We start from the raw sequence: 26,271 nt of genomic DNA on the forward strand, positions 1-26,271 counted from the left end.
GCCGCACCCCGCCCCGCCACCGCGCTGAGGACCGGATCGCGCGCACGTCCCCCGGAGAGCCGCTCACATCCCGCGAACCGCCGTCTGGGAGTGCGGAGTCGCCCCGCCGTCCGCGGATACGCACCGCCGCCGCCCGGCCCGGCGCCCCGCACGGAATCACCCCGGCCCGGCGCCCCGCATGGAATGCCAGGCCCTCGGCGCGCCCCGGGGATGTCCAGAGGATGTCCAGGGGCCCGCGGTACGCCGCCGGTGCGGGGCTCAGCCGCCTTTCCCCGCCGGGGCGCCTCGGTCGGCTACGGGCCCCGGCGGGAGCGGCGCGGCCGCCCCCGGGCCCGTGCGGGACTCCGGGGACGGCCGGGCCACCGGGGCCGGCACCCGGCAGGCGTCCGGGTTACAGCGCGACGCCGAGCAGGGCGTCAACGGCGCGGGACACCAGACCGGGCGCGCCCTCGTCCGTGCCGCCCTCCGTCCGCTGCGTCTCGGCCCAGCGGTCCACGGCGGCCAGCGCCGCCGGAGCGTCCAGGTCGTCGGCGAGCGTCCCGCGGATCTCCTCGACAAGCGCGTCGGCGGGCGGCCCGTCGGGCCGGGAGACGGCCGCACGCCAGCGCCCGAGGCGGTCCAGGGCCTCGTCGAGGACGTCGCCGGTCCACTCCCAGTCGTCGCGGTAGTGGTGGGCCAGCAGCGCCAGCCGGATGGCGGCCGGGTCCACGCCGTCTCGGCGCAGCGCCGAGACGAAGACGAGGTTGCCCTTGGACTTGGACATCTTCTCGCCGTGCAGGGCGACCATCCCGGCGTGCACATAGGAACGGGCGAACGGGTGCTCGCCGGTGAGCGCCTGGGCGTGCGAGGCGCCCATCTCGTGGTGCGGGAAGGCGAGATCGGAGCCGCCGCCCTGCACGTCGAAGCCCATGCCGAGATGCTCCAGGGCGATGGCCACGCACTCGATGTGCCATCCGGGACGGCCGCGCCCGAGGCTGCCGCCGTCCCAGCTCGGCTCGCCGTCCCGGGCCGCCATCCACAGCATCGGGTCGAGCGGGTTCTTCTTGCCGGGGCGGTCGGGGTCGCCGCCGCGCTCGGCGGACAGCGTGCGCATCACCTCGGTGCCGTAGTGCGACACCCCGCCGAAGTGGGGGTCCGAGTCCACGGAGAAGTAGACGTCGCCGTCGAGTTCGTACGCGGCGCCGGTGTCGCGGAGGCGCTCGACGAGCGGGACGATTCCCGGGATGGCCTCGACGGCGCCGATGTAGTGCCGCGGGGGCAGCATCCGCAGCGCGGTCATGTCCTCGCGGAACAGCGCCGTCTCGCGCTCCGCGAGGTCTGCCCAGTCCTGGCCGTCGCGCTCGGCACGCTCCAGGAGCGGATCGTCCACGTCGGTGACGTTCTGGACGTAGTGAACCTGCCGCTTGGTGTCGAGCCACACGCGCTGGACGAGGTCGAACGCGTTGTAGGTCGCCGCGTGACCGATGTGGGTGGCGTCGTACGGGGTGATGCCGCAGACGTAGATACGGGCGACGGGACCGGGGGCGAGGGTCACACGGCCACCGGTCGCGGTGTCGTGGATCCGGAGGTCCCGGCCCTTGCCGGGCAGGGCGGGGACCTCGGAAGCGGGCCAGGCATGCATGCCATGAGCCTAACCGGATGCAGGTTCCGGATACGAACCGGACGCCTCCCGGGGAGTCTCCACACCCGGGCCGCGGAGGCCCGGGCAGACCACGCACCTGAACCCGTGGAGGCCTGGCGGACCCGGGCGTCCGACGCCGCGAGGAGTCACCCGGCGCCCGGGTTCCGCATAATTCGGCGGTCTAGAGAGCCGAAAGTTGGGTCTGACCTGCGCGGACATGGGTTTGACTGCCTGGAGGGCGTGTCTCTAGGCGGTGGTGTTCTTGCTGGTCAGCGCGGTGCGGGCTGAAGGCCGGCGATCTGCTTGGGGGCGGGTATGCCGAGCTTGGTGAGCAGGTCCTGCTGTGGCTTGGTGGGGGTGGTGACCTGCTGGAACGTGCCGGTGGGGCCGGTGAAGGTGCCCAGGTGGAGGCGGTCGAGTTCGCGGCGGATCCTGGGCCAGGTGTCACCGGTCGTGGTCTCGGTGATGCGGACGAGCAGGAGGGCGAGCCAGCACAGCAGGACGTGGGCGCGGATACGTTCCTCGAGCCGGTGGTAGACCGGCCGCAGGTCGATGACCTGCTTCATGTCGCGCCAGCCGCGTTCGACTTCCAGGAGTGCCTTGTAGCCGAGCGCGATGTCCTCGGCGGAGAGCTTCGGGTCCGAGCAGCGCAGGAGGTACTTGCCGTCGAGGTTCTCCTCGGTCTTGATCCTTGCCTGGTCGATGCGGAGCTTGCCGGCCGGGGTGGTGCGCAGGTAGCGGTTCAGGCCGGGCTTGTCGGTGATCTTGCCGCGTAGTTCGCCGCGCTTGAAGTCGCTGAGCTTGTCGGTGTCGGCGATCAGCTCGGTGAGCTGGGCGACGAGTTGTTCGCGTGTGTGCCGATCGCGGTCGGCGGCCTCGGGGTTGTGGCAGATGACGAACCGTTCGGTGTCGCTGATCCGCACTTCTTTCACGCGCATGTTGCCGGTGATGTCCTGGTAGCGGCCCTGCCGGGACAGGGCCTGCTTGACTTCCGGTGATCCGGAGCGGAGCTTCTCGCCGATGATGTAGGCGTCGGTGCCGCTGCGCAGGTAACGGCGGTTGCGGTCGGATGAGAAGCCGCGGTCGGCGACCCAGACGATCTTGGAGAGGGTCCAGTCCCGCATGTCGTCCTTGACCTGCCGGATCAGGGTCTGGTCGGAGGCGTTGCCGGGCCATGACCAGACCCGGACGGGGATGCCGTCGCGGGTGACGGCCATGCCGATCACGATCTGGGGCAGGTCGTCGCGGGAGTCCTTCGACTTGCCGTGGGTGCGGAACCCCGCCGGCTTGGCCGCGTCCGCACCGTCAGGGCCCTGATCGCCCTCGCCCTCGCCTTCGCCGGTGGCGTCCTGGCGGTTGCCTTTCTCGTCTCGGGCGACGGGTTCGTCGGGTTCCTCCAGTTCGAAGTAGGTGCTGGTGGTGTCGAAGAACAGCAGGTCCACTTCCAGGTTCAGCAGGTTCGCGACCTCGTCGAAGACCTGCTTCTCCAGGTCGTCCTTCACCTCGTGGAGCCAGTCCATCGCCCGGTAGCAGGCGTCGTCGTCGGTGCTGGCCAGTGCGTCGATATGCACGTCGTGGGTGATCCACTCGGCGGCGGCGAGCTTGGAGGAGGGGGCCAGCGCCCGGTTGGCGACCAGCGCGAACAGCACCCGCTCGGTCGCGGACATCTCCCGGGGCCGCCCCCGCTTGGGCTGCCCGACCCGGCCCGCGATCTTGTCGATCTTCAACTGGTGCCACAGGTGGTCGAGGACGTAGGCGCCGCCGAACGGGACCGAGCCGGTGAAATCCAGCCCGGGCGCGGCATTCGCTTCCAGTGCCTGGCCTGGTTCCAGCAGGCGCGACAGTGACGCGACCAGCCGCCGGATCGCGTCGCGGTCGAGTTCGTCCTCGCGGCCGAAGGTGAACAGGACCTTCGGCACCGCCCGGCCCTTGACCGGGTCCCATTCGTTGTGGGCCAGGTGCAGGTACCGGACCGTCCCGGACTTGTTCTCCCGCTTCGTCGTCCTCACGTACACGACTCCAGACGATACGGGAGAAGTACAGGCCAGTACAGGGAGATCAGAGAAATCGTGTCTCTAGGCACTTTCGGCTTTCACTCCAGTCGACACAGCCCTGACCAGCTGTTTCACCCAGCTACCGCCTCCAGGACCCCTGAATTACGCGGAACGCGGGCGGCGGGGAGGGCTGTCCGGCAAGGGGCCCGTCGGCCGACTGCGGCCCGGCAGGGGGCCGGCAGGGGGGTCGGCAGGGGGGTCGGCAGGGGGCCGGGCCGCCGGGCGGACACCGCCGCCGCGGACGGGTCCGGATCCAGCGGGTCCGGGACCGGCAGATCCGGGACCGGCAGATCCGGGACCGGCGGCTTCCGAGCCGAACGGTGAGCCGGGTCACTCCGGTACCGCGGGCCTACTACACGGGCGGCCACGGAATCGCGGGCCAGTTGCCCGCCGGCTCAGGGTGGCGGGCGCTCTTACGCAGGGCACGGACCCGGTCCCGCACGGCGGACACCTCCTCCCGGGTGATCAGTCCGGCCAGCCGCCCGGCCAGCGGCGACCCGCCGTCGAGGGAGGCGTCGAGTGCCTCCAGGACCCCGAGGGCCTCTTCCGTCAGCGGCTCCCCCGCCCAGCCCCACAGCAGGGTCCTGAGCCGGTCCTGCGCGTTGAAGGTGACGCCGTGGTCGATCGCGTACAGGCGTCCGTCCGGCGCCGGGAGCAGATGGCCCCCCTTGCGGTCCCCGTTGTTGATCACCGCGTCCAGTACGGCGAGCCGGCGCAGCCGCGGATCGTCCGCGTGCACCAGGAGCGCCGTGCGCCCCTCCCCGACCTCCGCGAGGCCGACGGCCTTCCAGCCGTCCTCCGGTTCGTCGCCGTCGACGAGCGCGAGCAGGGACTGCGCCGGATCGGCCTCGATCCACATCTGGCACATGCCCTCCCCGTACGGCCCGTCGCGGAGCACGGTGGGCGGCACCAGCCGCCACCCCGTCGCCTCGGACACCTCGTACGCCGCGACCTCGCGCTGGGCAAGCGTCCCGTCGGGGAAGTCCCACAGCGGGCGCTCCCCGGCCACGGGCTTGTAGACGCAGTGCGCCTCCCGGCCGTCGAGGGCGACGGAGCAGTACAGCGCCGCGTTGGACGCCTCGCGGATGCGGCCTCGCACGGTGATCTCGCCCCGGGTGAGCAGTTCCAGGGCTCCGTCGTGGGCGGTCACGCTCCGCGGCGGTATCCGTTCTGGCGCGGGCATACGTGTCCCTCCGGGTCGAGCGGCAGGCTGCACAGCGGGCACGGCGGTCTTCCCGCGTTCACGACGTCCAGCGCACGCTTGGCGAAGGCTCTCGCCTGCGCTCCGCTCAGCCGCACGCGCAGCATCGGCGGACCGTTCTCCTCGTCCTGCAGCAGCCGCTCCTCGGCCTCCGCGAGGTCCTCGTCGGAGTCCGCCTCCAGTTCCACCAGCGCCTGGGCCTCGACGATCATGCGCTGCTCCTCGCCGTCCCAGGCCAGCGCCATCGTGCCGACCCTGAACTCCTCCTCCACGGGCGCGTCCAGGGGAGCTGTGTCGGCGACGTCCGCGGGGGCGACGGCCGGGACCGGGGCGTTTCCCCCGGTCCGCCGCACCACCTCGTCGAGCAGTTCGTCCATCCGCTCGGCGAGCGCGGCCACCTGGGTCTTCTCCAGCGCGACGCTGGTCACCCGCCCCGCTGCGGAGGCCTGCAGGAAGAACGTACGACGTCCAGGCAGCCCGACCGTACCGGCCACGAAACGCTCCGGCGGGTCGTACAGGAACACCTGACGGGTCACGTCCTGCTCCCTAGGGATTCATGGGTCTTCGGTGCCGGAAGCGGGCTTCCGGCTTTCGGCCCGTCCACCCTACTGCGCCCGGCGATCACGGTGCGCCCGCGCCGCCGCCGACCACCGCCGTCCCGTCGCTCCCGCCCTCGCGGGGCTCGTTCGCGTTCCCGCGCGGACGGAGGGAGCCCAGGTCACCGGTGTCGCCGAGCCGCAGGAGGAAGGGCCGGAGGCGGGTGTAGCGGATCGCCGTGAGGGAGCACGGTTCGACGTGGATCCGCTGGAACAGGTCGAGGTGCATACCCAGGGCGTCCGCCACCACCGCTTTGATGACGTCGCCGTGGGAGCACATCAGATACACGGCCTCCTCGCCGTGCTCCAGTTCGATCCGGGCGTTCCAGTCGCGTACGGCGTCGACGGCCCGGCCCTGCATGGCCCGCATCGACTCGCCGCCGGGGAAGGCCGCGGCCGCGGGGTGGCGCTGGACGGCCTCCATCAACGGCTCACCCGCCAGCTCCTCGAGTTTGCGGCCGGACCAGTCTCCGTAGTGGCACTCGCCGATCCGGTCGTCGCTGCGGAGCGGGAGGCCCGGCCGTGCGTCGAGCAGCGGCTGAAGGGTCTGGCGGCAGCGCTCCAGCGGGCTGGTGACCGCGGCCGCGAGGGGCAGCCCGGCGAGCCGGGCGGGCAGGGCCGCCGCCTGCGCGGTGCCGCGCTCGTCGAGGGCGACGCCCGGCGTCCAGCCGGCGAGCACCCCCGCGGTGTTGGCGGTGGAACGTCCGTGGCGTACGAGGATCAACGTGGCCATGGCGGCCAGCCTACGGCCTGTCCCGCGGTCCCCAACGGGCGCACGACGACAGCCACGGCACCTCGCCTCGCTGCCGAATCGCCCCGGTACACCCACTTCCGACCAGTGCGTGCCGCACCGGCACCCCGCGGCGGGACCGGCCCGGACGGTCCACGAGGGCCGCCCGGAACCCTGAGGACGGTTCCGGCGGTTCCGGCGGTGCTGATGGTGCCGGTGGTGCCGGTGGTGCCGGTGGTGCCGCGATACGGTACCGGCCGGGGCCCGAACGCGGCGGCTCAGACGACGGGGGCCGTGGTCGCGGGGCCTCCGAGGGCGTCACGCCGCTCGGGCATCCTGAGCGTCACCATGCGCCGCCAGCCACCGGCGCGTTCGAAGGCGTACACGGCGTGGACACCGGCCGTGAGCGCCGCCGACTTGGCTCCGGGCCAGTTCAGGATCCGCGCCATGTGCGACATGACCGCGAGGCTGACGTCCCGGTGGACGGCGATCTCGGTGAGCGCGCACTCCCGCAGGGTGCCCTGGATGACCCGGCCGTGCCCGGTGCCGGCGAGGCGGAGCAGTTCCTCGTGGCAGTAGGCGAGGTGGTTGTCCTCGTCGTTGCAGATCTGCCTGACGGCCCTGCCGACCTCGGGGTGGTTCCCGAAGCACTTGACCAGCATGTCCATCTGGTCGGCGGCACGTTGCTCGGTGACCCGGCTGTGCGAGAGGTAGACCACGATGTCCCGCTCGGTGAGCCGTTCGTCGCGGCGCAGCTTCTCGTGCGCCAGTCCGATGCCCTGCTTCTCCAGGAGCATCGTGTAGTCGGTCTCGGGAGGGACGTCGACCGGTTCCAGGCCCCGCTTCCTCAGCAGTGCGTTGAAGATCCGGCCGTGCTTGTCCTCGTCGGCGCCGTGCCGGGCGATCTTCGGCGCGAGCCCGCGCATGGTGTCGGGGACGAGCGCCGCGATACGGCCGTTCTCCCACCCGCCCTGGGCCTCGCCACTGGCCGCGATCGAGCAGAAGAGCTGGTAGGAATCGTCGTTCTCGAGGATCTCCTGGAAAAGGCTTCGGGCCGAGAGCATCACTGCCACCTCCGTGAGGCACCCGTGGGCGACGGGTGTCCGCAGAGAACGAGTCAAGTGCGGACGGGACGGACAGGCAACAGCTGAACTGGACCAATCCGCCGAAAGGGGGAGCAAACAGATCATTGGGCACTCGGGAGGGCTATGCGGCCTGGGCGCCGACGGGCAGGGGGCGGACGGACAGGTGGCGGCCAGGGGGCGGGCGCACAGCGGTCGGTGACCCGTGGGCCACCCGCACCGGCCCGTCGCCCGTATCCCGCCCACCGCTGATCCGCCCGCCACCCGCCCACCGGCGGCCCGTCACCCACTCACCGCCGGCCCTTGCACCTGCCCGCCGGCGGTGCGCAGGGTTCCGCGCGTGACCGGGGACGGGGCAGGGCGTTAGACCTCGTGACGGCCGTGGCGGGGATGACCCCGAGCCCCCACCACGGCCGCAGACATGTCCGGCACCGCACGGGCCGGGACCGGCGACCGGGATTCCCGACCCCGGATCCGGCTCCAGGGCGCGTTGTGAAGGCAGCTCCGTCCGTCCGCCCGCAGTGCGGGGCCCGCGGCGTCCCTGCGTCCGCGGCGTCCGGTGCTGCGATCGCAAGGCGGAGGGCCGTCCCCGTACCGGACGCACCCGGATGCCTCCGGCAGCGCAGCGCGGAGGCACCTCCCGTGCCCGAGGGGCGGCGGGGAAGTGCGTGCCGGGCTTCGCGGGCCGGGAGCGACCCTCGCAACACGCCTGGCGAGTCAGGCGAGTCCCGCCCGCTCCAGGGCCTCGGTGCCGGCCCGCAGGGCGGTCAGCCGCTCGTCGAGGGTGAAGCCGGCGGGAGCGAGGGTGAGGGTGGTCACCCCGGCGGCGGCGTAGGCCCGCATGCGGTCCGCGATCCGGTCGACGGTGCCGAGCAGGGCGGTGGAGTCGATCAGCTCGTGCGGTACGGCCGCGGCCGCCCCGGCCTTGTCCCCCGCGAGGTACTTGTCCTGGATCTCCACGGCCTCCTTCTCGTACCCCATGCGCTGGGCCAGCCGGTTGTAGAAGTTCTGCTTGCGGCTGCCCATGCCGCCCACGTACAGCGCGGTGTACGGGCGGAACATGTCGGCGAGCGCCCGGACGTCGTCACCGACCGCGAGCGGCACGGTGGGGCAGACGTCGAAGCCGTCCATCGTCTTGCCGGCCTTCTCCCGCCCCTCGCGGATGTACCGGACCGCGGTGTCCTCGAGGTGGTCGGGGGACGGGAAGATCAGCAGCGCCCCGTCGGCGATCTCGCCCGTCTGCTCGAGGTTCTTCGGGCCGATGGCGGCGATGTACAGCGGGATGCGCTCGCGCTCGGGGTGGACGGTCAGCCTGATGGGCTTGCCCGGACCGCCGGGGAGCGGAAGGGTCCAGTGCTCGCCCTCGTAGGACAGGCGCTCGCGGGTCATGGCCTTGCGGACGATCTCGACGTACTCGCGGGTGCGGGCCAGGGGCTTGTCGAACCTGACGCCGTACCAGCCCTCCGACACCTGCGGGCCCGAGACGCCGAGACCGAGGCGGAAGCGCCCGCCGGAGAGCGAGTCCAGAGTGGCGGCGGTCATCGCCGTCATCGCCGGCTGGCGGGCGGGGATCTGCAGGATCGCGGAGCCGACGTCGATCCGCTCGGTCTGCGCGGCGACCCAGGACAGCACGGTCGGCGCGTCGGAGCCGTAGGCTTCGGCCGCCCAGCAGACGTCGTATCCGAGGCGGTCCGCCTCCTGGGCCACGGCGAGGTTGTCGCCGTCCATGCCCGCGCCCCAGTAGCCGAGGTTGATGCCCAGCCTCATACCGATCCCCTTACCGCTCCGCACTGCTTCTGATGTGTTGAAACCAGTTCTGACGCAATGATTTACCGATGAGTAATGTCCTGGGTCGGGACTCTAGCGCGGGCAGCGGCGTCGCGGCAGGGGTGGGCGGGCGACGGCTTCGCGGGCGAGTTGTCCACAGGGTCGCTCCGGGTGGGGCCGTGGCCAGTAATCTCGCGCCCATGGAGCAGAGGCATCTCGGCCGTACCGGACTGCGCGTGTCCCGGATCGGGCTCGGCACCCTCACTTGGGGGCGGGACACCGGCGAGCACGACGCCGCGGACCAGTTGAAGGCCTTCTGGAACGCCGGCGGCACGCTGGTCGACACGGCGGATGTCTACGGCGGCGGCGAGGCGGAGTACCTGCTCGGCCAGCTCGTGGAGCGGCTGGTCCCGCGGCGCGACCTGGTGATCGCCACCAAGGCCGGCAGCGTCCTCGACCCGGTGCGGCGGTACGACGGCTCCCGCGGCCATCTGCTGGCGGCCCTCGACGCCTCGCTGGAGCGGCTGGGGACCGACTACGTGGATCTCTGGCAGGTGCACGGATTCGATCCGCATACACCGCTGGAGGAGACGCTCCGGGCACTGGACATCGCGGTGGGCAGCGGCCGGGCGCGCTACGCGGGCGTCTCGGGCTTCTGCGGCTGGCAGCTGGCCAGGGCCGCCACCTGGCAGCTCGCGGCGCCGGACACACGGACCCGCCTCGCCGGTACGCAACTGGAGTACTCACTGCTGCAGCGCGGCGTCGAGCGGGAGGTGCTGCCCGCGGCGCTGGACCTCGGTGTGGGGCTGCTGCCGTCCTCCCCGCTCGGCAGGGGGGTGCTCACGGGCAAGTACCGGCACGCGACGCCGGCCGACTCGCGCGGGGCGTCGGAGCAGCTGGCGGCCTTTGTGGAGCCCTATCTGGACGAGTCGGCGACACGCATCGTGGAGGCGGTCGCCACCGCCGCCGACGGGCTGGCGGCGAGCCCGCTCGAAGTGGCCCTCGCCTGGGTCCGCGACCGGCCGGGCGTGGCGGCGCCGATCGTCGGTGCCCGCAACGCGCAGCAGCTCACGCAGGCGTTGTCAGTGGAGGGTCTTAGTCTTCCTGACGAGATCAGCCGGGCTCTGGACGACGTGTCGGCGCCCGTGCACCGCTATCCCGACCAGGACTGGAGCACGCTGTGACTGCGCTTCCCGGGGCGAGCCCCGGCACCCCCGCCGAGGACGACCCGGCGGCCCGGGACTCCGCGGCCCGGGACTCCGCGGCCGGGGACTCCCCGGCCCAGGACTCCGCGGCCGGGGGTTCCGGGCCGGAGGCGGAGCGCGGGTTCCCGCCGGCCGGGGACGGCGGCTGCACCGAGGACCCCGCGGCGGGCAGAGCTGCCACCGCGGCGGCCGCGAGCCGTACCGGGAGGGCCCCGGACCGGGCGCCCGGCGGCGGCGCGAGCGGAGAGGCCGCCGACGCCGGTGGGGCGGGGGGCGAAACCGGGCCGCCGATGAGCCCAGAAACCGGAGGCGGAGCCGAAACCGGGCCGCCGATGAGCCCAGAAACCGGAGGCGGAGCCGAAACCGGGCCGCCGATGAGCCCAGAAACCGGAGGCGGAGCCGAAACCGGGCCGCCGATGAGCCCAGAAACCGGAGGCGGAGCCGAAACCGGGCCGTCCGGCGGCGAGCCGTCCGGCGCGCCCCAGGGCGATGGCTCCGGGGGCGGCGAGCCGTCCGAGGCGCAGGCGGAGCTGGCCGCGCAGCAGGAGCTGCGGTCTCGGATCGAGAAGCGCAAGGCCGGGAAGTCGGGGCCGATCGAGGCCGGCGGAAAGCTGAGCGGCACCGCGGCCGATCTGCTGGCGGCAGTGCGGGCGGTGGAGAGCGGCGCCAGCCCGTCGGGCACGTTCTTCGAGGCTTCCGCCGCACCGAGGAAACCGGCCCCGACGTCCGTGACCGAGCCGAAGCGGCCGCGGGTGCCGGCGCCCGAGCCCGCCCGGCGGCAGGTCGGCCCGGGCACGGTGACGGCCGTTCTGGAGGTGCTCGTGTCGGGCGGTGCGCCTGAGGGTCTGGCCGCGCGGGTCGCCGATGTGCTGGGGGAGCAGGCCGCCGACGCGCTCCGGGCGGACCCCTGGCGGCTGCTGGCGGTGCCCGGGGTGCAACCGGAGCAGGCGGACGGTTTCGCCCGGGCACTGCTCGGCGCGGAGTGCCGGCCGGACGACGGACGGCGGGCCGCTGCACTGGTCGGCTGGCTGCTGGAGCGCGCCGCGCTCAGGGGTCATACGGCCCTGGAGTCCGCGGCGGTGCGCACGGCGCTCGCCGGGCACTCCGTGCCGGAACCGGACGAGGCGTTGCGGCACGCCGTGGCGGAGGGGGCCGTGCTGGTCTTCCAGGACGGCGTCGACGACGCCGCGGAGCCGGCGCAGGCCGAGGACACCGGAGCGGACGACGGGCACGGGGCACCGGAGGCGGAGGAGGCGGCCGGGCCGGGGCCGGTCCCGGTCCTCCTCGGCCTGGACCGGTACGCCCTCGCCGAGGAGAGCCTCGCGGACGGTCTCGCCCGGCTGGTCAGGACCGCGCAACCGGCGTCCTGGGAGGCCGCGGCCGGTGCGGCGGGTTCACCGTCGGCCGCGGAACTGATCCGTGCCGCCGCCGGGCACGGCCTGGTCGCGCACACCGGCGGCGAGACGGCCCGCGGCGAGCCGGCCGCCCTGGTTTCGGCCGTCCGCGCCCTGGGCCTGCGGGCGGTCGCCGCGGTGCACAGTGACAACGGCCGACGGAGGATCGGGGCCGAAGCGGTCACGGTGCGGGGCTTGCTCTCCGGTGCGGAGGGACCGGGCCGGGACGACGACGGCGCGCTGGCCGTGGATCTGCTAGCGGTCCTCGACTCGCCGCAGCTCGACGTCGAGACCGCGGCCGCACTGGTGGAGTCCCTGCCGGACGGTTGCCGGCTGGTGCTGAGCGGGGACCCGGGGGTGCTGTGGTCCGCGGGCGCGGGGCGGGTGTTCGCCGACGTGCTGGCCGCGCGGGTGTGCCCGGTCGTCGCCTCCCGCACACCCGATCCCGGGCCGCTGGGCGAGCTGGTCTCGGGGGTCGGCGTCGGCGAACTCGCTCGGGTCGACGCCCCCGGCAAGGAGGTGGTGATCGTCCCGGTTCGGGACGCGGGCGAGGCCGTGCACCGTGCGGTCCAGCTGGTCGCCGACTCGGTACCGAGGGCGATCGGGGTGCCGTCGGCCGAGACCCAGGTCATCACCGTCGGCCACGGCGGCTCCGCGGGCACGAGGGCGCTGAACGCCGCGTTCAAGGAGCGGTTCAACCCCGGCCCCGGCCGCTTCGGCGGCTTCGACCCGGCCGACCGCGTCGCCTACTCCCCCGCCCCCGGGCTGACCCTGGCCGGCACGGTGGTCTCGGCCGAGGCGGGGGGTCTTCGCGTCGACTGCGAGGGCTCGGCCGTCGTCGTCCCCCGGGACCGGGTGGGCTCGGTCCTGCGGCACGGCTGGGCGCTCACCGCGCACCAGGCGGCCGGAATGCGCTGGCCGGCGGTCGTCGTGGTGCTGCCGGGAGACGCGGCGCAGGGCCTGAACCGCCCCTGGGTCTACACCGCGTTCAGCCGCGGTGAGCGCCATCTGTCCGTGGTCCACGGCGTGGAGCAGGCCCTGCCGCGCGCGGTGGCCGACATCCCGTCCGAGGCCAGGACGACACGGCTGCGCCCCCTGCTGGAGAGTCTGCTCCGACCCGGCGGGGCGGAGGCCGCCCCCGCCTGAGCGGGGCTGCCCCCCGTTGCGGCGCCGCGCCGGCGCGAGGCTCTGCGCCGGGCGGCGCGCAACCGCCTCGGCCGCACGGCGGCGACGCCGCAGCCGCTCGCGCCCCGGGCGGGCGACGGCTCCCCGGCCGTCCACGGCCCTGTCCCGGCCTCTGTCCCGGCCCGGGGCTTGGGCAGGGGCAGGGGCCCGGAGCCCGTGGTGTGCGGCGGGGGCAGCCGTCGCCGGTTCGCGGCGGCAGCGGACGGCCGGACACCTCCGCTGCCGGCTCGCCGGTTGCCGCCGGACGGCCTTCCCGGCCCGGGGCCCGCCGGGATCCCGCCGGACGGCCTCCCCGCACCACCTCCCATGTCTTCGGTGCGGCCCGTCCCGCAGCCCGCGAGCGGCGGCGCCGGGACAAGGCGAGGCGCCCTGTGAGGACCGGATCCTCCGGTCCTCACAGGGCGCCTGTCAGCGCGTTCCGAGCGGTTCCCGCTAAGCGGAGTGGAGGTCGCCCGGGCCCTCGCCCAGGTCCTCCTCGTCGAAGACGGCGCTGACGTCGAAGCGGCAGACCACGCGCTCCGGATCAGCCTGGTCGAAGGGTGTGCTGAGCCATTCGCCGGGCTCGGGCAGTTCGTCGGCGGCGGAGACCCACAACGTGGAGTCGCCCTCCTCCAAACCGAACTCCTTGTGCCTCGACGCGATCTCGTCCGGCTCGAACTCGCCGAACAGCACCCCGAGCGCGGCATGCACGCTGGCTCCCACGACGGCCGCGGACGTGTCGTCCGCGGTCTCGTCCCGATCGAGGTCCGCGATCCGCTGGGCCTGTGCCAGCAGCCGCTGCGGCTCCACGACGGCGTAGTCGCGGCGGATCAGGACGCTCAGCGCATTCGGTTCGTCCGGTCCCGTGTAAGGCGGCATCGAGTCGTCCGCACCGGGGATCTCGAACGGAGTGACTTCGTCGTAGCGGTCGTAGAGGCGCTCGTCATACGCCTCGGCCGCGGCGGCAAGGGCGTTGAAGGCCGCGTACACCGCCGGGTCGTCCTCTCCCGTGCGGCGTTCGACCGCTTCGAGGTGGCGGTCCAGCGCGGCTTTGACCGCCTCGGCGGCGGCGCGGACCTCGGCAGCCGTGGGCTGCGCAGGAGCGGAAGCATCAGACATAGTGCAGACGCTATCCGTACTCGGCCCATGCCCGCACAATAGATGCGATGCCGGAATACGAATTTGTCGACGTGCACGTGCCTCGTGGGGTCTCTCGCAGAGAGGCCACCCGTCTGCTGACCGACCATGCCGAGTACGGACACTGGGAGTTGGACAGGCTGACTCTGCTCCGTGACGGCAGCCGCCGCGTACGGCTGCGCCGTCGCATCATCCGCCAGGTCCGTGCCACCTGGTGAACGCCCGTCGCACACAGTACGGAGCGGTTCGCGGTCGCGAGCCCGCTCCGTTGCGTGGTCGCTCAGTCACGCGGAGGCCCGAGCCCTGCGGTAGAGGACCGCTCCGCCGAGCAGCAGACCGGCGGCCGCGGAGGCCCCCAGCCCGAGCGAGCCGGCGCCGGTTCGGGCGAGTTCCTCGGTAGCCCTGGGCGGTGCGGCGGTGTCGGTGCCCGGGGTGTTCGGAGCGGTGGGCTCGGCCGGAGCGCCCGGCGTCCCCGGCTCTCCGGGCTCTCCGGGCTCTCCCGGCTCCCCCGGCTCCCCCGGCTCCTCAGGTTCACCAGGCGTCCCCGGCTCTCCGGGCTCTCCCGGCTCCTCAGGTTCACCAGGCTCACCGGGCTCTCCCGGCTCCTCAGGCTCACCGGGCTCCTCCGGGTTGTTCCCGTCGTCCCCGTTGCGGCACTCGTTGCCGAACGCGGGGTTCAGCGCGCCGATGACGTCGACGCTGTTCCCGCAGACGTTCACGGGCACATGGACAGGCGCTTGGACACTGTTACCGGAAGCCACGCCTGGAGAGTCCGAGGCGCCGCCCTCCGCGTGCGCACCGCCCCCGTTCTGCGACGTGTTGGCGCACCTGTTGCCGAACGCGGGGTTCAGCGCGCCGATGACGTCGACGGTGTTGCCGCAGGCGTTGACCGGCACGTGGACCGGCACCTGGACCGAGTTCCCGGAGAGCACGCCCGGGGAGTCGGAGGCGCCGCCGTGGGCGCCCGAGCCTCCGTGCGCGTGAGCGTTGCCGCCGCCGAGGACGAGCACGCCGCCCGCGGCCGCCACGGTGATCAGGCCCTTGCGCGTGACCTGTCGCATAGCTGGTTCCTGCCTTCTGACTTCCGGACTGCCCCGGGCGCGGTGCCCGGGAGCGGGGTCGATGCGGGCGGTCCCGGAGCGCACGGCGTACGCTCCGGGGCCGCCGGTCAGTCCCTCACAGGGGCGAGACGCAACGTCAGTCGTTGACGCAGACGTTGCCGAAGGCCGGGTTCAGCAGACCGATAACGGATACCGTGTTGCCGCAGACGTTCACCGGCACGTGGACGGGCACCTGCACGAGATTGCCCGAGAGCACGCCGGGCGAGTTCACGGCGGCACCCTGGGCACCGGAGTCGGCGAGGGCCATGCCCGCACCCGCGAGAACCAGGCCACCAGTGGCAGCCGCAACGGCGACGACCTTCTTGATCATTATTCCTCCTCGTTGGCAATGCGATCCCAACTGCGGACCGCACACCTGTAACGAGGAGGAGCTAATGGGGCTACTAGCGTATGAGCCCATTCACTCTTCTCAGTCCGATACGCACGCGCGGACGAATGTCGGCGTCACGTTTCCGCAAGACGTCCCCTGCCCGGGCGACCGGCGTGCGCCGGACGCGAGGCCGGACGCGGGGCCCGCACCGCGGTGGGACCCCGGACGACCGGGCAGGCACCGCAGGCTCAGCTCGCGTCGAGGAAGCGGTCCAGCACCCGCACACCGAACTTCAGGCCGTCCACCGGGACACGCTCGTCCACACCGTGGAACATCCCCGCGAAGTCCAGCTCCGGCGGCAGCTTCAGCGGCGCGAAGCCGAAGCAGCGGATGCCGAGGGCGTCGAAGGACTTGGCGTCCGTACCGCCGGAGAGCATGTAGGGCACGGCCCGGGCGATCGGGTCCTCGGCCCGGAGGGCCGACTGCATGGCGTCCACGAGGTCGCCGTCGAAGCTCGTCTCCAGCGCCTTGTCGGCGTGGACGTCCTCGCGGCGGACCCGGGGGCCGAGGATCCGGTCGAGATCGGCGAGGAACTCCTCCTCGTGACCGGGCAGAAAGCGCCCGTCCACGTGCGCGGCCGCCTGACCGGGAATGACGTTCACCTTGTAGCCGGCGCCCAGCATGGTGGGCGCGGCGGAGTTGCGGAGTGTGGCCCCGACCATCTTGGCGATGCCGCCGAGCTTGGCGAGGGTCGCCTCCATGTCCTCGGGGTCGAGCGGGGTGCCCAGCGCATCCGAGAGCTCGTCCAGGAAGGACCGCACGGTCTTGGTCACCCTCACCGGCCAGGTGTGCCGGCCCAGGCGGCCGACGGCCTCGCACAGCTCGGTGATGGCGTTGTCGTTGTTCGTCATGGACCCGTGCCCGGCGGTGCCCTCGACCGTGAGCCGCATCCAGTGCATGCCCTTCTGGGCCGTCTCGACGAGGTAGAGACGCAGGTTCTCGTTGACGGTGAAGGAGAAGCCGCCGACCTCCCCGACAGCCTCGGTGACGCCCTCGAACAGGTCGGGGTGCCGGTCGACGAGGTGGCGGGCGCCGTATGTCCCCCCCGCCTCCTCGTCCGCGAGGAACGCCAGCACCACGTCGCGCGGAGGCCGGCGGCCGCTGCGCAGCCGGTCGCGCACGACGGCGAGGGTCATCGCGTCCATGTCCTTCATGTCCACCGCGCCCCGGCCCCAGACGCAGCCGTCGGCGATCTCGCCGGAGAAGGGGTGGTGGGTCCAGTCGCCCGCGTCGGCCGGTACGACGTCGGTGTGGCCGTGGACGAGCAGTGCCGGGCGCGAGGGGTCCTCGCCCTCGATCCGGGCCACGGTGGAGGCTCTGCCCGGGTGCGACTCGATGATCCGGGGCTCGAGACCGACCTCGGCGAGCTTCTCCGCCACGTACTCGGCGGCCGCGCGCTCGCCCGGCCCCGAGTGGTCGCCGTAGTTGCTGGTGTCGATCCGGATCAGATCGCGACAGAGGTCGACGACCTCGTCCTCGCCGGAGACCCTCCGGGCGGTGTCCGTCTCGCTCACGCTGTTCCTCCCGCTGTCGCACTGGTGGTCCTCCACATCCTCCCCTGCCGGGGGCCTCGCCCCAAGAGCGGCGCCGGACGCCACGCCTGCGGCACGAACGGGCCCCGGGAGGCCTCCGCGGCCGGGGGCAGGGGGGTGATCGGGCACCTCGAATGTTTGCTATGGTTTTCCACGTCGGAACGGCCTGCGGCCGGGAGACAGACACCTTGTCCGGGTGGCGGAATGGCAGACGCGCTAGCTTGAGGTGCTAGTGCCCTTTATCGGGCGTGGGGGTTCAAGTCCCCCCTCGGACACCAGCAGAAACCCCAGTTGATCTGGGGTTTTCTGTTTCTCCGGCTGTGGCGTGACCAACCACGTGACCAACAGCCGAGCGAATCTCCTGGTCAGCCCAGGGATGACAGGCCGAGACGGCTGGCGCTCGAAGCAGCCGGCTTCCTCGCTCCCCCAGCGCGACGCCTCCGTACCGCGCTATCGCGGCGGGAAGAGGTGGCCGCGTACGAGGTCCACAGCGGGGCGCCCCGAAGGCAGTGGTGGGTCGGCCCTCCGTCACACGCCCGGTTGCCACACGGCTTCCCCGCCTGCAGGATCGGCGGCCACCTCCGCTTCCGCCCCTCGGAGGTGGACCGGTGGATCGAGCGGGAGGGCCGAGCGGCCCCTGACGGCGACGACCATTCACCGCCTCAAGGAGGGAGGCGCATGTCCCGCCGTCCGGCGGGCGTCCCCGGCACATCCAGCGCCACTCGGAAAGGGGAGTGTCCGCGTGGGACGCATGCCGTTCCAGTTCGCAGGCGACTTCGCCGCTGTGTCCCAGGAGGAGTACAAGCGGCGGGGAAGAGACCCGCGCTTCGCACACCGCCACCGTGTCGAGTACGCGGCCATGGGGTGGGCGAGCCCGGATCGGGCACGCCGAGTTACCGCCGGGTGAGCTGAACAAGATCCTGGCCGACGGGTACGGCACCGTGCCGGGCGAGGACGCCGTGAACAACCCTGTGCGCCGAGCGAAGGAGCGGGGCCTCATCGAGGCGGAGTCGAACCGCCGATGCCTCGTACTGCCGGACTACCGGATTCAGAGGGGCATCGGGGACAGGACGTGCGGCGAGCGCGGCATCCGCCCGCCCAAGCGCTTCAGGCTCCAGCCGACACGTGTGGTGTGTCGGTCGATCGGGGCAGCGACCCAGGAGGCCTGTCGATCAGGGGCTCAACGACAGTTGTCCTGTGTCACTGCAACGCTGTGACCTGGGATGATGTGTCGCACCTCCTCAGTGGCGGCCTCTGGTCCGGCCGCCGGACGGGAGCGGGCAAGGTGGCAGCCAACCACCGCACGGGCCGCTTCGCCCCCGTGCCGTCTCTCAAGGCGGAACTCACCGTGAAGGCCCCGGCCGACCGCAACCCCGGTAAGCGATCGGTGCAGGGTGAGCCCGTGCCCGTGGTGGCCGAAGCCGTGCCGGCGCGGCAACACGACCGGGCTGTGCCCGGTGCAGCACCGTTGGGCAGGGATTGCAGAGCCAGTTGGACATGCCGGCCCGTGCCGACTGCACGAGGGTGTTCTCGGAGAAGATCAGTACCCGTGTGAAGGAGCGGCCGGAACTGGAGAAGGCGCTAGCCCCTGCCCGGCACGCCAAGGGAGAGAGCGTCACGGCCATCGCCAAGGCGCTGGGGATCTCCCGTGCCACCCACCTTGTACCGGCACATCGGTGAGAGCGCCTGAGGCAGGCGCACAGGGGCACGGTCAGGCGCTCACCTCGGAGTGCACCGGGACCGGCGGGCGCACTCCGGTGAGCGCCTCTGCACGGGCCACGAGGCGGGGCGCAAGGTCGGGGTACCAGCCACGGGCTACGGCTTGCAGCATCTCCGCCAGGGCCGCGAGCTCCCCGATTCGGCCGGCCGGGGTGTCGAGGATCGGGGCGAACTCCTGTCGGACGCGGGCCGCTACGTCGGGCACGAGCAAGCTGTTCGCGTGGAGGAGACCCGCGTCATAGCCGAAGGGCACCCGTCCCCACCGCTCCCAGTCCAGCAGGCACAGGGGCGCGGCGGTGAGGTTGCCCCAGTGCAGGTCACCGTGCCCGGTCACCCGCTCCACCCTGGCGGGGGCCGGGACGCCGAGGAACTGGGGAAAGGCTCGTTCGATCCACCCGTCCCGCACGGTTGCCTTCGCTCCCTCCGCTTCAGCCAGGAGGGCAAGGGCTTGGCGAAGGTCAGCCCACCAATCGTCGGGCAACCCCGGGTCGTGGTCGATGTCGGCCCGGTCCGGGGACACGACGGGTTGCGTGAGGTAGTCCTGGACTGCCGACTCGAAGGCCCACTCGCCGTCAGTCCAGTCATGCACCGCGTGCAGGTGGGGGCGGGGCACTCCGTCAGGCAGCAGCTCCGAGGCACCGACCGTGCCTTCCCCCGCCTTCCTGCCCGCGTTCCTCTTCGCCGTCCGGCTCACCCGCAGCCACCGGTCCCCCGCTCGGCGCCCGAGGGTGACACCGAGGAAGCCCCACGCCAGCGGCCCCGTGCAGGTGAGGCCCAGCGCCTTGGCCGCCCGGTCGTGGGCGGCCTCCATCAGGGCCTGCACCTCCTCATTCACCGGCGAGTTCATCCGTCACCCTCCTGAGTTCCTCGGCCGTCAGCGGCGCAGCCAGAGCCTTGGCCACATCGTCCCAGTGCTCGCGGCTGCTCGCGGAGGTGAGGACGACATCGAGGCCAGGGCACGAGCCGGCGGCCAGCAGGGCAGCGGCTGCGGCCGACAGGCCGGGGCGGATGAGGTTCACCAGTTCGGGTGTCATGGCGTCAAGGAGTGCGCCGCCGTGCAGGGGCGCGGAGCCGAACGTGATCAGTCCCGCCTCCTTCGCCCGCACCAGTGGTCCGCCGCCGTTCAGGGCCTGTGTGAGCGAAGCATCCATGATCAGGCTGACGGGCATCTGCAAGCCCGTGAAGTGATGCTCGGCGGAACCGGCAGCATGCCGGGCGAGCGCGAGCAACTCGGGAACGCTGAACGCTCCGGAGGTCAGGCCCGACCAGGTGGCGACGCCGTACCCGCCGATCCTGCCCGCATGGACGAACTCCTCCAGCGCCGTGAAGGCTTCCCGCACACGCCCGTGCAGAGCGGCACGGTCACGGCCGTGACCGTGGTGCTCCGGGTTGTGCACGAACACCAGGTCCACGCGGCCGAGCGCGGCCACCGACCGCTCCGTCTGCCAGCGGACGAAGCCCCGCTCAAGGCAGTGCCTACCGGCCGCCTCCTCCCGGGTGAGTACGCCCTCAGCCAGGGCGGTGCGGCCTTGCTCCTCCGTCAGGAACCCCGTCTTCGTGGCTACCCGCACGGTCGGGTACTCACCGAGAACCGGGCGCAGTTCCTCATGCGCCCGACCAAGCGCGTAGTTGGGTGCCGTGTCCACCCAGGGACTGCCGGCGGCCAGGGCGGTGCGTGCCGCCTGGCTGACGGCACGCACGCGGTATGTCCCCAGGGAGAGCGCGGTGGTCACAGTGCCGTCCCCACGACTGCGACGGCGTGGCCGTCGATGAGGGCGGAGACCAGTTCGGCCACGTCCTTGACCTCCAGTCCGGCGGAGTCGGCGAGTTCGCCGAGCGTGGTCGGCTGGTTGCTCAGCAGCGTGCCCAGCGCGGGCGCGGCGGACTCAGCGAAGTCCCAAGCGGTACCAGCCGCCGAGAAGGTGACCGTGCCCTGTTCGCGGTTCGCCGTCAGGCGGCCCCTCGGAGCGGTGAGCTTGACTGTGATCTCCCCCCGTGCGGGGATGCCGTCCACGTAGGGTAGGGACGGAATCGCGTGGCCCAGCTCCGTCATGTCGATCGACTCTGCCCACCGCTCCACGAGGCGGGGGTCCGCCATCATGTCGGCCACTTCACGGCGCACGGCGTCGGTGAAGTCCGACTGTTCCGTCAGCGAGCCGAAGCGCGGGATGTCCCTGCGAAGCGCGAGGGACGCCCGAAGCTGGTCGACGACCCAGAGCATCAGGTCAGCGCCCGTGTGCGGGACCATCCCGAACGTGAGGTGAAGGGATTCCGTCCCTGGAACAGCAGGAAAGAACAGGAGAGACGCCCGCCGAAATCAAGCGTGAGCAGCGGGCGCTTCCCCAGGTCAGAGCGGTTGGGGGCTGGTGCCCGGGAGGAGAGTTCACGTCCCCCCTCGGACACCGGCGGGTACCCCACTTCATGTGGGGTTTCTCTGTTTCCGCGGCTGGGGCGTGCCCCGCCTGGTACGGCGCGAGCCGCCTCTGTGCGATGCGATCCGGCCGCTGGACTCCGGTGCAAGGGCGTGGCGGCAGGTTCCCCCGGTCAGGGGTCCGGGCCAGCCCCGTGCGCCCGTGGGGAGGAGAGCGTTCCGGGCCCGTCTCGCCGGCCCTCCCCCGCCTCCGGCCCTCCCTCGCTTCCGGGCCGCGCGTGTCTCCGTGCAGACTTGGCGTGGCGGCGGGCGGGTGCCGGCCGGTGGTCCCGGCGGCTCCGGAACAGCCGGCGGGAACCGGCTGGAACTGCGCGGAACTATCGGGAACTGCCGGGTGTGCCGGGATGTACCGGGAAGAGGAGTGGCTCCCGGACCGGGCGTTCCGGCGAGTGTTCGCCCGGCGTTCACCCGGGCGGTGCCGGAGCGCTCGCGGCCGGTGCCCGAAGGGAGGTCGCCTCTCCCTGGGACATCCTCGGAGAAGGCGGGCTGAGCTGCGGTTCTTTGTTGGCGCCGGGGTTGCGCCCCGGCCGGTGCGGGACGAGGTGCGGGAGCTGTGGGACGTCGACGGGCGGCGGCGGTGGCTCCGCTGCCGCAGCGGGACGGGATCGACCCGGTGCGGCTCCGGCTGCCCGCGGACCCGGACGGGGCGTGGCCCACCGTGCGGGACCATCTCGTCCACCGTTTCGCCGGGAGGGTCGGCGCCGAGCGGGTGGACGCCATGTTGAGGGACGGGCGGTTCGTCGGCACGGACGGCCCCCTCGCCGCGGACGAGCCCTACACCGCGGGGGGCCGCGTCTGGTTCCACCGCGACTTCGCGCCCGAGGTCCCGGTGCCGTTCGAGGTCGGGATCCTCCACCGCGACGAACGGCTGGTGATCGCCGACAAGCCGCACTTCCTGGCGACCACGCCGCGCGGCAGCCACATCACGGAGACCGCGCAGGCCCGGCTGCGGCGCGAGCTGGGGCTGCCCGCGCTCCAGCCGGCGCACCGGCTGGACCGGCTCACGGCGGGGCTCGTGCTGTTCGTCGTACGGCCCCGGGACCGGGGCGCCTACCAGGCGCTGTTCCGCGACCGCCGGGTGCGCAAGGAGTACGAGGCGGTGGCCCCGTACGACCCGGGGGTCGCGCTGCCCGTGACGGTACGCAGCCGCATCGAGAAGGAGCGCGGGGTGCCCGCTGCCCGGGTGGTGCCGGGCGAGCCGAACAGCGAGAGCCGGATCGAGCTGCTGGAGCGGCGGGGCGGGTACGGCCGGTACCGGCTGCTGCCGGCCACCGGCCGTACCCATCAGCTGCGGGTGCACATGAACGGCGCCGGGCTGCCGATCCTGAACGACCCGCTGTATCCCGCGGTGCTCCCCGAGGGGCCGGAGGACTTCTCCCGTCCCCTGCAACTGCTGGCGCGGGTGCTGGAGTTCACCGATCCCTTCACCGGTGAGCGGCGGCTCTTCACCAGCCGGAGGCGGCTGGCTCAGTGGCCGCGGTCGATCCACTCCTGAAGGTGCGGCGCCTCGGCGCCGATCGTGGTCGTCCCGCCGTGCCCCGGGCGGACCAGTGTCCGCGGGGGAAGCGTGAGCAGCCTGCCGCGGATCGAGTCGATGATCGTCGGGAAGTCGGAGAACGACCGGCCGGTCGCTCCCGGGCCGCCCCGGAAGAGGGTGTCCCCGGTGAGGACGGTGACCAGTTCGGGGGCGTGGAGGCAGACCGCGCCGGGTGCGTGGCCGGGGGTGTGCAGGACGGTCAGCGTGACGCCGGCGACGGTCAGGGTCTGCCCGTCGGCGAGTTCGCCGTCGGGGGCGCGGCCGGGATGGGTCCGCTTCCACAGGGGGAGGTCGTCCGGGTGCAGCAGCACCGGCGCGCCGGTGGCGTCGGCGAGTGCCGGGGCCGCGTCGATGTGGTCGTTGTGCGCGTGGGTGCAGACGACGGCCCGCAGCGTCCGGCCGCCGAGGGCGGCGATGATCGCGTCGGCGTCGTGGGCGGCGTCGACGACGATCGCCTCCTCGTCGTCGCCGACGATCCAGACGTTGTTGTCGACGTCCCAGGTGCCGCCGTCCAGGGAGAAGGTGCCGGAGGTGACCAGCAGGTCGACACGCGCGGTCACAGGACCACCACCGAGCGGAGCACGTCGCCGGCGTGCATCCGGGCGAAGGCCTGCTCCACGTCGCCGAGCCCGATGGTCTCGGTGACGAACGCGTCGAGGTCGATGCGCCCCTGGAGGTGCAGGTCGACGAGCATGGGGAAGTCGCGGGACGGCAGGCAGTCCCCGTACCAGGAGGACTTGAGCGCCCCGCCCCGGCCGAAGACGTCGAGGAGCGGGAGGTCCAGCTTCATGTCGGGGGTGGGGACGCCGACGAGGACGAGGGTGCCGGCGAGGTCGCGGGCGTAGAAGGCCTGCCGGTAGGTCTCGGGTCGGCCGACGGCGTCGATCACGACGTCCGCGCCGAAGCCGCCGGTCAGTTCGCGGACGGCTGCCACGGGGTCGCCGGTGCGGGAGTTGACGGTATGGGTGGCGCCCATCGTCCGCGCGGTCTCGAGCTTCCGGTCGTCGACGTCGACGGCGATGATCGTGGTGGCGCCGGCCAGCCGGGCGCCCATGACGGCCCCGTCGCCGACACCGCCGCAGCCGATGACGGCGACGGAGTCGCCCCGGCCGACCCGGCCGGTGTTGACGGCGGCCCCGATGCCGGCCATCACGCCGCAGCCGAGCAGGCCCGCGGCGGCCGGGGAGATCGCCGGGTCGACCTTGGTGCACTGGCCGGCGGCGACGAGGGTCTTCTCGGCGAACGCGCCGATGCCCAGGGCGGGCGACAGTTCGGTGCCGTCCGTGAGGGTCATCTTCTGCCGGGCGTTGTGGGTGTCGAAGCAGTACCACGGGCGTCCCCGGCGGCAGGCGCGGCAGCGGCCGCACACGGCGCGCCAGTTGAGGACCACGTAGTCCCCGGGCTCGACCTCGGTCACCCCGTCGCCGACGGACTCGACGACGCCGGCCGCCTCGTGTCCGAGGAGGAACGGGAAGTCGTCGTTGATGCCGCCCTGCTTGTAGTGCAGATCGGTGTGGCAGACCCCGCACGCCTGCACCTTCACCACGGCCTCCCCCGGTCCCGGGTCGGGGACGACGACCGTCCCGACCCGTACCGGCTCGTTCTTCCCGGGTGCGACCACACCCTGCACCTGCTGCGGCATTGCCGGACCTGCCCTTCGTCGCGCGGCGGATGTCGCCACCCACTATGGCGTGCGGCGGGGGCTGCCGCTGCGGGAGGGGCGCGGGCGGGCGGCGTCCGCCGGTGCGGAAACCCGTCGTCGGGGCCCGGCGGTCCCGGCTCCGGGCGGGGCGGGGCGGCCCCGCCGTGGATCACGGTTACGGCGGGGCGCCCCGTCCGCGCGGTGTGTGCCGGGCCCGGAGGCGTCAGGGCGCCCGGCGCCCGGCGGCGATGCGCCGGACCCGGCTGCGGACGGCATACCAGCCGCCGACGAGGGCGAGCGCGATCAGCGGGAGGCACTCGACGGTGGTGCGGCCGATGCCGCCCTCCAGCCACATGAGGACGAGGACGCAGGCGAGGAAGGCCAGGGTGGCGATCTGGGTCCAGGGGGCCCAGGGAAGCCGGTACGCGGGGCGGGTGAGCCGGCCCTGGCCCGCGCGGTTCACGAACAGCAGCGAGCAGACCATGATCATGCCCCAGGTGCCGATGATGCCGATCGAGGCGAAGTTCAGCACGAGTTCGAACGCCTTGCCGGGCATGACGTAGTTCAGGAACACGCCGACGACGCCGAAGCCCGCGGTGAGCAGGATGCCGCCGTAGGGGACACCGCCCCTGTTCATCACGCCGGTGAACTTCGGCGCGGAGCCCGCTACCGACATGGAGCGCAGGATGCGGCCGGTGGAGTAGAGACCGGAGTTGAGGCTGGAGAGGGCCGCGGTGAGCACGACGAGGTTCATGACGCTGGCGGCGCCGGGGATGCCCAGCTTGTTGAGGACGGTGACGAACGGGCTCTGGTCACCGGTGTAGGCGGTGTACGGCAGCAGCAGGGAGAGGAGCACCACGGAGCCGACGTAGAAGAGGCCGACCCGCCACATGATGGAGTTGATCGCCTTCGGCATGATCTTCTCGGGGTTCTCGGTCTCACCGGCGGCGACGCCGACCAGCTCGACGGAGGCGTAGGCGAAGACGACACCCTGGATGAGCAGCAGCATCGGCAGGACACCGCTGGGGAAGAGGCCGCCGTTGGCGGTGACGGTGGCCAGGCCCGGAGTGTGGCCGCCGACCTCGTGCCCGGTGGCGACGAGGAAGATGCCTGTCAGCATGAACAGCACCAGCGCGCCGACCTTGACGATCGCGAACCAGAACTCCATCTCGCCGAAGTACCTCACCGAGATCAGGTTGGCGGTGAGGACCACGGCGAGGGCGATCAGTGCGAGCACCCACTGGGGGACGTCGCTGAAGGCCGACCAGTAGCGGGCGAACACCGCGGCGGCGGTGATGTCCGCGATGGCGGTGGTCGACCAGTTCAGGAAGTACAGCCAGCCGGCGGTGTAGGCCCCCTTCTCTCCCATGAACTCGCGCGCGTAGGAGACGAAGGCCCCGGAGGACGGCCGGTAGAGGACCAGCTCGCCGAGCGCCCGGACGACGAGGAACGCGAACACGCCGCACAGGGCGTACGCGATGAACAGCGACGGGCCGGCGCCGGCCAGGCGCCCGCCCGCGCCGAGGAAGAGGCCGGTACCGATGGCGCCGCCGATGGCGATCATGTTGATGTGGCGCGCCTTGAGGTCCTTGCGGTAGCCGGCGTCTCCGGCGTCCACGTGGAGGGCGCCGTCCGCCGGGGCGGCGGTGGGCGCGTCGGACGCGGCCAAGCTGTGGTCACTCATGCAGTGGTTCGCCTTCGTGAGGGGTGCGGAGGCCGGAACTCCTCCGGTGGTCTTCCCCCCAGCGCGGAGGGCGGTCGCCGCTGAAGGGGCGGGCGGGCGGAGACGGCCCGGCACCACGCGGTCGCCTCAACCTGGGATTCTGACAGCGACTAACGTCGCTCGTATATAAATCTGAAGTATTCAAGTGGTTAAGACGAAGTAAAACAAGGTCAACTTGTTTTGAGGGAGAGGCATCGGACGGCCGGCAGGCACATGCGCGCAGCTTCCGGGCACCGCGGCGCCGC

General features: G+C 72.6%; 21 protein-coding genes, 1 tRNA gene and 1 pseudogene. 6 read left to right on the forward strand and 17 right to left on the reverse strand.

Annotated features, from left to right (window positions below):
• Nucleotides 1-391 precede the first annotated feature (391 nt).
• The 7 genes from mshC to DDQ41_RS01845 form a co-directional block, all read right to left on the reverse strand.
• Nucleotides 392-1,621, reverse strand: coding sequence for a cysteine--1-D-myo-inosityl 2-amino-2-deoxy-alpha-D-glucopyranoside ligase (mshC, locus tag DDQ41_RS01815; RefSeq protein WP_109292863.1), 1,230 nt, complete (start codon nt 1,619-1,621; stop codon nt 392-394).
• A 269-nt stretch (nt 1,622-1,890) separates the two neighbouring features.
• A complete protein-coding gene (locus tag DDQ41_RS01820) occupies nt 1,891-3,636 on the reverse strand; it encodes an IS1634 family transposase (protein ID WP_109292864.1) in 1,746 nt (581 codons plus the stop codon).
• Between the two features lie 391 nt (nt 3,637-4,027).
• A complete protein-coding gene (locus tag DDQ41_RS01825; RefSeq protein WP_167450227.1) occupies nt 4,028-4,858 on the reverse strand; it encodes an SCO1664 family protein in 831 nt (276 codons plus the stop codon).
• Complete coding sequence (locus tag DDQ41_RS01830; protein WP_109292866.1) at nt 4,822-5,412, reverse strand: DUF3090 domain-containing protein; 591 nt, start codon at nt 5,410-5,412, stop codon at nt 4,822-4,824. Before DDQ41_RS01830 ends, DDQ41_RS01825 begins: the two co-directional genes overlap by 37 nt.
• An 85-nt stretch (nt 5,413-5,497) precedes the next feature.
• The gene (locus DDQ41_RS01835; protein WP_109292867.1) at nt 5,498-6,205 is read right to left on the reverse strand and encodes a histidine phosphatase family protein; all 708 of its coding nucleotides are present in this window, start codon (nt 6,203-6,205) and stop codon (nt 5,498-5,500) included.
• A gap of 275 nt (nt 6,206-6,480) precedes the next feature.
• Complete coding sequence (locus tag DDQ41_RS01840; RefSeq protein WP_109292868.1) at nt 6,481-7,266, reverse strand: ferritin family protein; 786 nt, start codon at nt 7,264-7,266, stop codon at nt 6,481-6,483.
• A 735-nt stretch (nt 7,267-8,001) separates the two neighbouring features.
• A complete protein-coding gene (locus tag DDQ41_RS01845) occupies nt 8,002-9,051 on the reverse strand; it encodes an LLM class F420-dependent oxidoreductase (RefSeq protein WP_109292869.1) in 1,050 nt (349 codons plus the stop codon).
• 200 nt (nt 9,052-9,251) lie between these two features.
• Between DDQ41_RS01845 and DDQ41_RS01850 the strand changes: the two genes are divergently transcribed.
• Both DDQ41_RS01850 and DDQ41_RS01855 read left to right on the forward strand, forming a co-directional pair.
• On the forward strand, nt 9,252-10,235 hold the full coding sequence (locus DDQ41_RS01850) for an aldo/keto reductase (protein ID WP_109292870.1): 984 nt from the start codon (nt 9,252-9,254) through the stop codon (nt 10,233-10,235).
• A gap of 353 nt (nt 10,236-10,588) precedes the next feature.
• Nucleotides 10,589-12,796 carry a helix-hairpin-helix domain-containing protein gene (locus tag DDQ41_RS01855; protein WP_449451392.1) on the forward strand — a complete coding sequence of 736 codons (2,208 nt, stop codon included), beginning with the start codon at nt 10,589-10,591 and terminating at the stop codon, nt 12,794-12,796.
• 471 nt (nt 12,797-13,267) lie between these two features.
• On the opposite strand, the gene DDQ41_RS01860 is transcribed toward DDQ41_RS01855, so the two are convergent.
• The gene (locus tag DDQ41_RS01860) at nt 13,268-13,933 is read right to left on the reverse strand and encodes a hypothetical protein (RefSeq protein ID WP_109292872.1); all 666 of its coding nucleotides are present in this window, start codon (nt 13,931-13,933) and stop codon (nt 13,268-13,270) included.
• A 47-nt stretch (nt 13,934-13,980) separates the two neighbouring features.
• Between DDQ41_RS01860 and DDQ41_RS01865 the strand changes: the two genes are divergently transcribed.
• On the forward strand, nt 13,981-14,169 hold the full coding sequence (locus DDQ41_RS01865) for a DUF5703 family protein (protein ID WP_109292873.1): 189 nt from the start codon (nt 13,981-13,983) through the stop codon (nt 14,167-14,169).
• A 66-nt stretch (nt 14,170-14,235) separates the two neighbouring features.
• Here DDQ41_RS01865 and DDQ41_RS32850 read toward each other — a convergent pair whose 3' ends face one another.
• From DDQ41_RS32850 to DDQ41_RS01880, 3 genes are all read right to left on the reverse strand, one after another.
• Nucleotides 14,236-15,012, reverse strand: a complete 777-nt coding sequence (locus tag DDQ41_RS32850) for a chaplin (RefSeq protein WP_109292874.1) — start codon at nt 15,010-15,012, stop codon at nt 14,236-14,238.
• Nucleotides 15,013-15,148: 136 nt separating this feature from the next.
• Nucleotides 15,149-15,382 carry a chaplin ChpH gene (chpH, locus tag DDQ41_RS01875; RefSeq protein ID WP_109292875.1) on the reverse strand — a complete coding sequence of 78 codons (234 nt, stop codon included), beginning with the start codon at nt 15,380-15,382 and terminating at the stop codon, nt 15,149-15,151.
• 248 nt (nt 15,383-15,630) lie between these two features.
• A complete protein-coding gene (locus tag DDQ41_RS01880) occupies nt 15,631-16,956 on the reverse strand; it encodes a M20/M25/M40 family metallo-hydrolase (protein ID WP_109292876.1) in 1,326 nt (441 codons plus the stop codon).
• 208 nt (nt 16,957-17,164) lie between these two features.
• Between DDQ41_RS01880 and DDQ41_RS01885 the strand changes: the two genes are divergently transcribed.
• Together DDQ41_RS01885 and DDQ41_RS31960 are read left to right on the forward strand one after the other, a co-directional pair.
• Nucleotides 17,165-17,252, forward strand: a tRNA-Leu gene (locus DDQ41_RS01885).
• A 1,201-nt stretch (nt 17,253-18,453) separates the two neighbouring features.
• Nucleotides 18,454-18,654 carry a helix-turn-helix domain-containing protein gene (locus DDQ41_RS31960; RefSeq protein WP_109292877.1) on the forward strand — a complete coding sequence of 67 codons (201 nt, stop codon included), beginning with the start codon at nt 18,454-18,456 and terminating at the stop codon, nt 18,652-18,654.
• 31 nt (nt 18,655-18,685) lie between these two features.
• Here the strand turns inward: DDQ41_RS31960 and DDQ41_RS01895 are convergent, their stop codons facing one another.
• The 3 genes and pseudogenes from DDQ41_RS01895 to DDQ41_RS01905 form a co-directional block, all read right to left on the reverse strand.
• The gene (locus DDQ41_RS01895) at nt 18,686-19,540 is read right to left on the reverse strand and encodes a hypothetical protein (protein WP_109292878.1); all 855 of its coding nucleotides are present in this window, start codon (nt 19,538-19,540) and stop codon (nt 18,686-18,688) included.
• Entirely contained in the window at nt 19,521-20,426 is a 906-nt protein-coding gene (locus DDQ41_RS01900; RefSeq protein ID WP_109292879.1) for an aldo/keto reductase, read from the reverse strand. The genes DDQ41_RS01895 and DDQ41_RS01900 overlap by 20 nt, the downstream gene beginning before the upstream one ends.
• A pseudogene (locus tag DDQ41_RS01905) lies at nt 20,423-20,971 on the reverse strand (cupin); the annotation flags it as partial. The pseudogene DDQ41_RS01905 and the gene DDQ41_RS01900, both read right to left, overlap by 4 nt.
• 706 nt (nt 20,972-21,677) lie before the next feature.
• Here DDQ41_RS01905 and DDQ41_RS01910 point away from each other — a divergent pair.
• Nucleotides 21,678-22,619 carry an RluA family pseudouridine synthase gene (locus DDQ41_RS01910; RefSeq protein ID WP_262508329.1) on the forward strand — a complete coding sequence of 314 codons (942 nt, stop codon included), beginning with the start codon at nt 21,678-21,680 and terminating at the stop codon, nt 22,617-22,619.
• Here the strand turns inward: DDQ41_RS01910 and DDQ41_RS01915 are convergent.
• The 3 genes from DDQ41_RS01915 to DDQ41_RS01925 all read right to left on the reverse strand — a co-directional run bounded on the left by DDQ41_RS01915 (nt 22,592) and on the right by DDQ41_RS01925 (nt 25,987).
• Entirely contained in the window at nt 22,592-23,221 is a 630-nt protein-coding gene (locus DDQ41_RS01915) for an MBL fold metallo-hydrolase (RefSeq protein ID WP_109292881.1), read from the reverse strand. The two genes, DDQ41_RS01910 and DDQ41_RS01915, sit on opposite strands and share 28 nt — an antisense overlap.
• Nucleotides 23,218-24,303 (reverse strand): S-(hydroxymethyl)mycothiol dehydrogenase, encoded by a 1,086-nt coding sequence (locus DDQ41_RS01920; protein ID WP_109292882.1) that lies wholly within the window; start codon nt 24,301-24,303, stop codon nt 23,218-23,220. The genes DDQ41_RS01915 and DDQ41_RS01920 overlap by 4 nt, the downstream gene beginning before the upstream one ends.
• A gap of 223 nt (nt 24,304-24,526) precedes the next feature.
• Nucleotides 24,527-25,987, reverse strand: coding sequence for an amino acid permease (locus DDQ41_RS01925; protein ID WP_109292883.1), 1,461 nt, complete (start codon nt 25,985-25,987; stop codon nt 24,527-24,529).
• Between the last annotated feature and the right edge of the window lie 284 nt (nt 25,988-26,271).

Source organism: Streptomyces spongiicola (genome assembly GCF_003122365.1).
GTDB lineage: Bacteria > Actinomycetota > Actinomycetes > Streptomycetales > Streptomycetaceae > Streptomyces > Streptomyces spongiicola.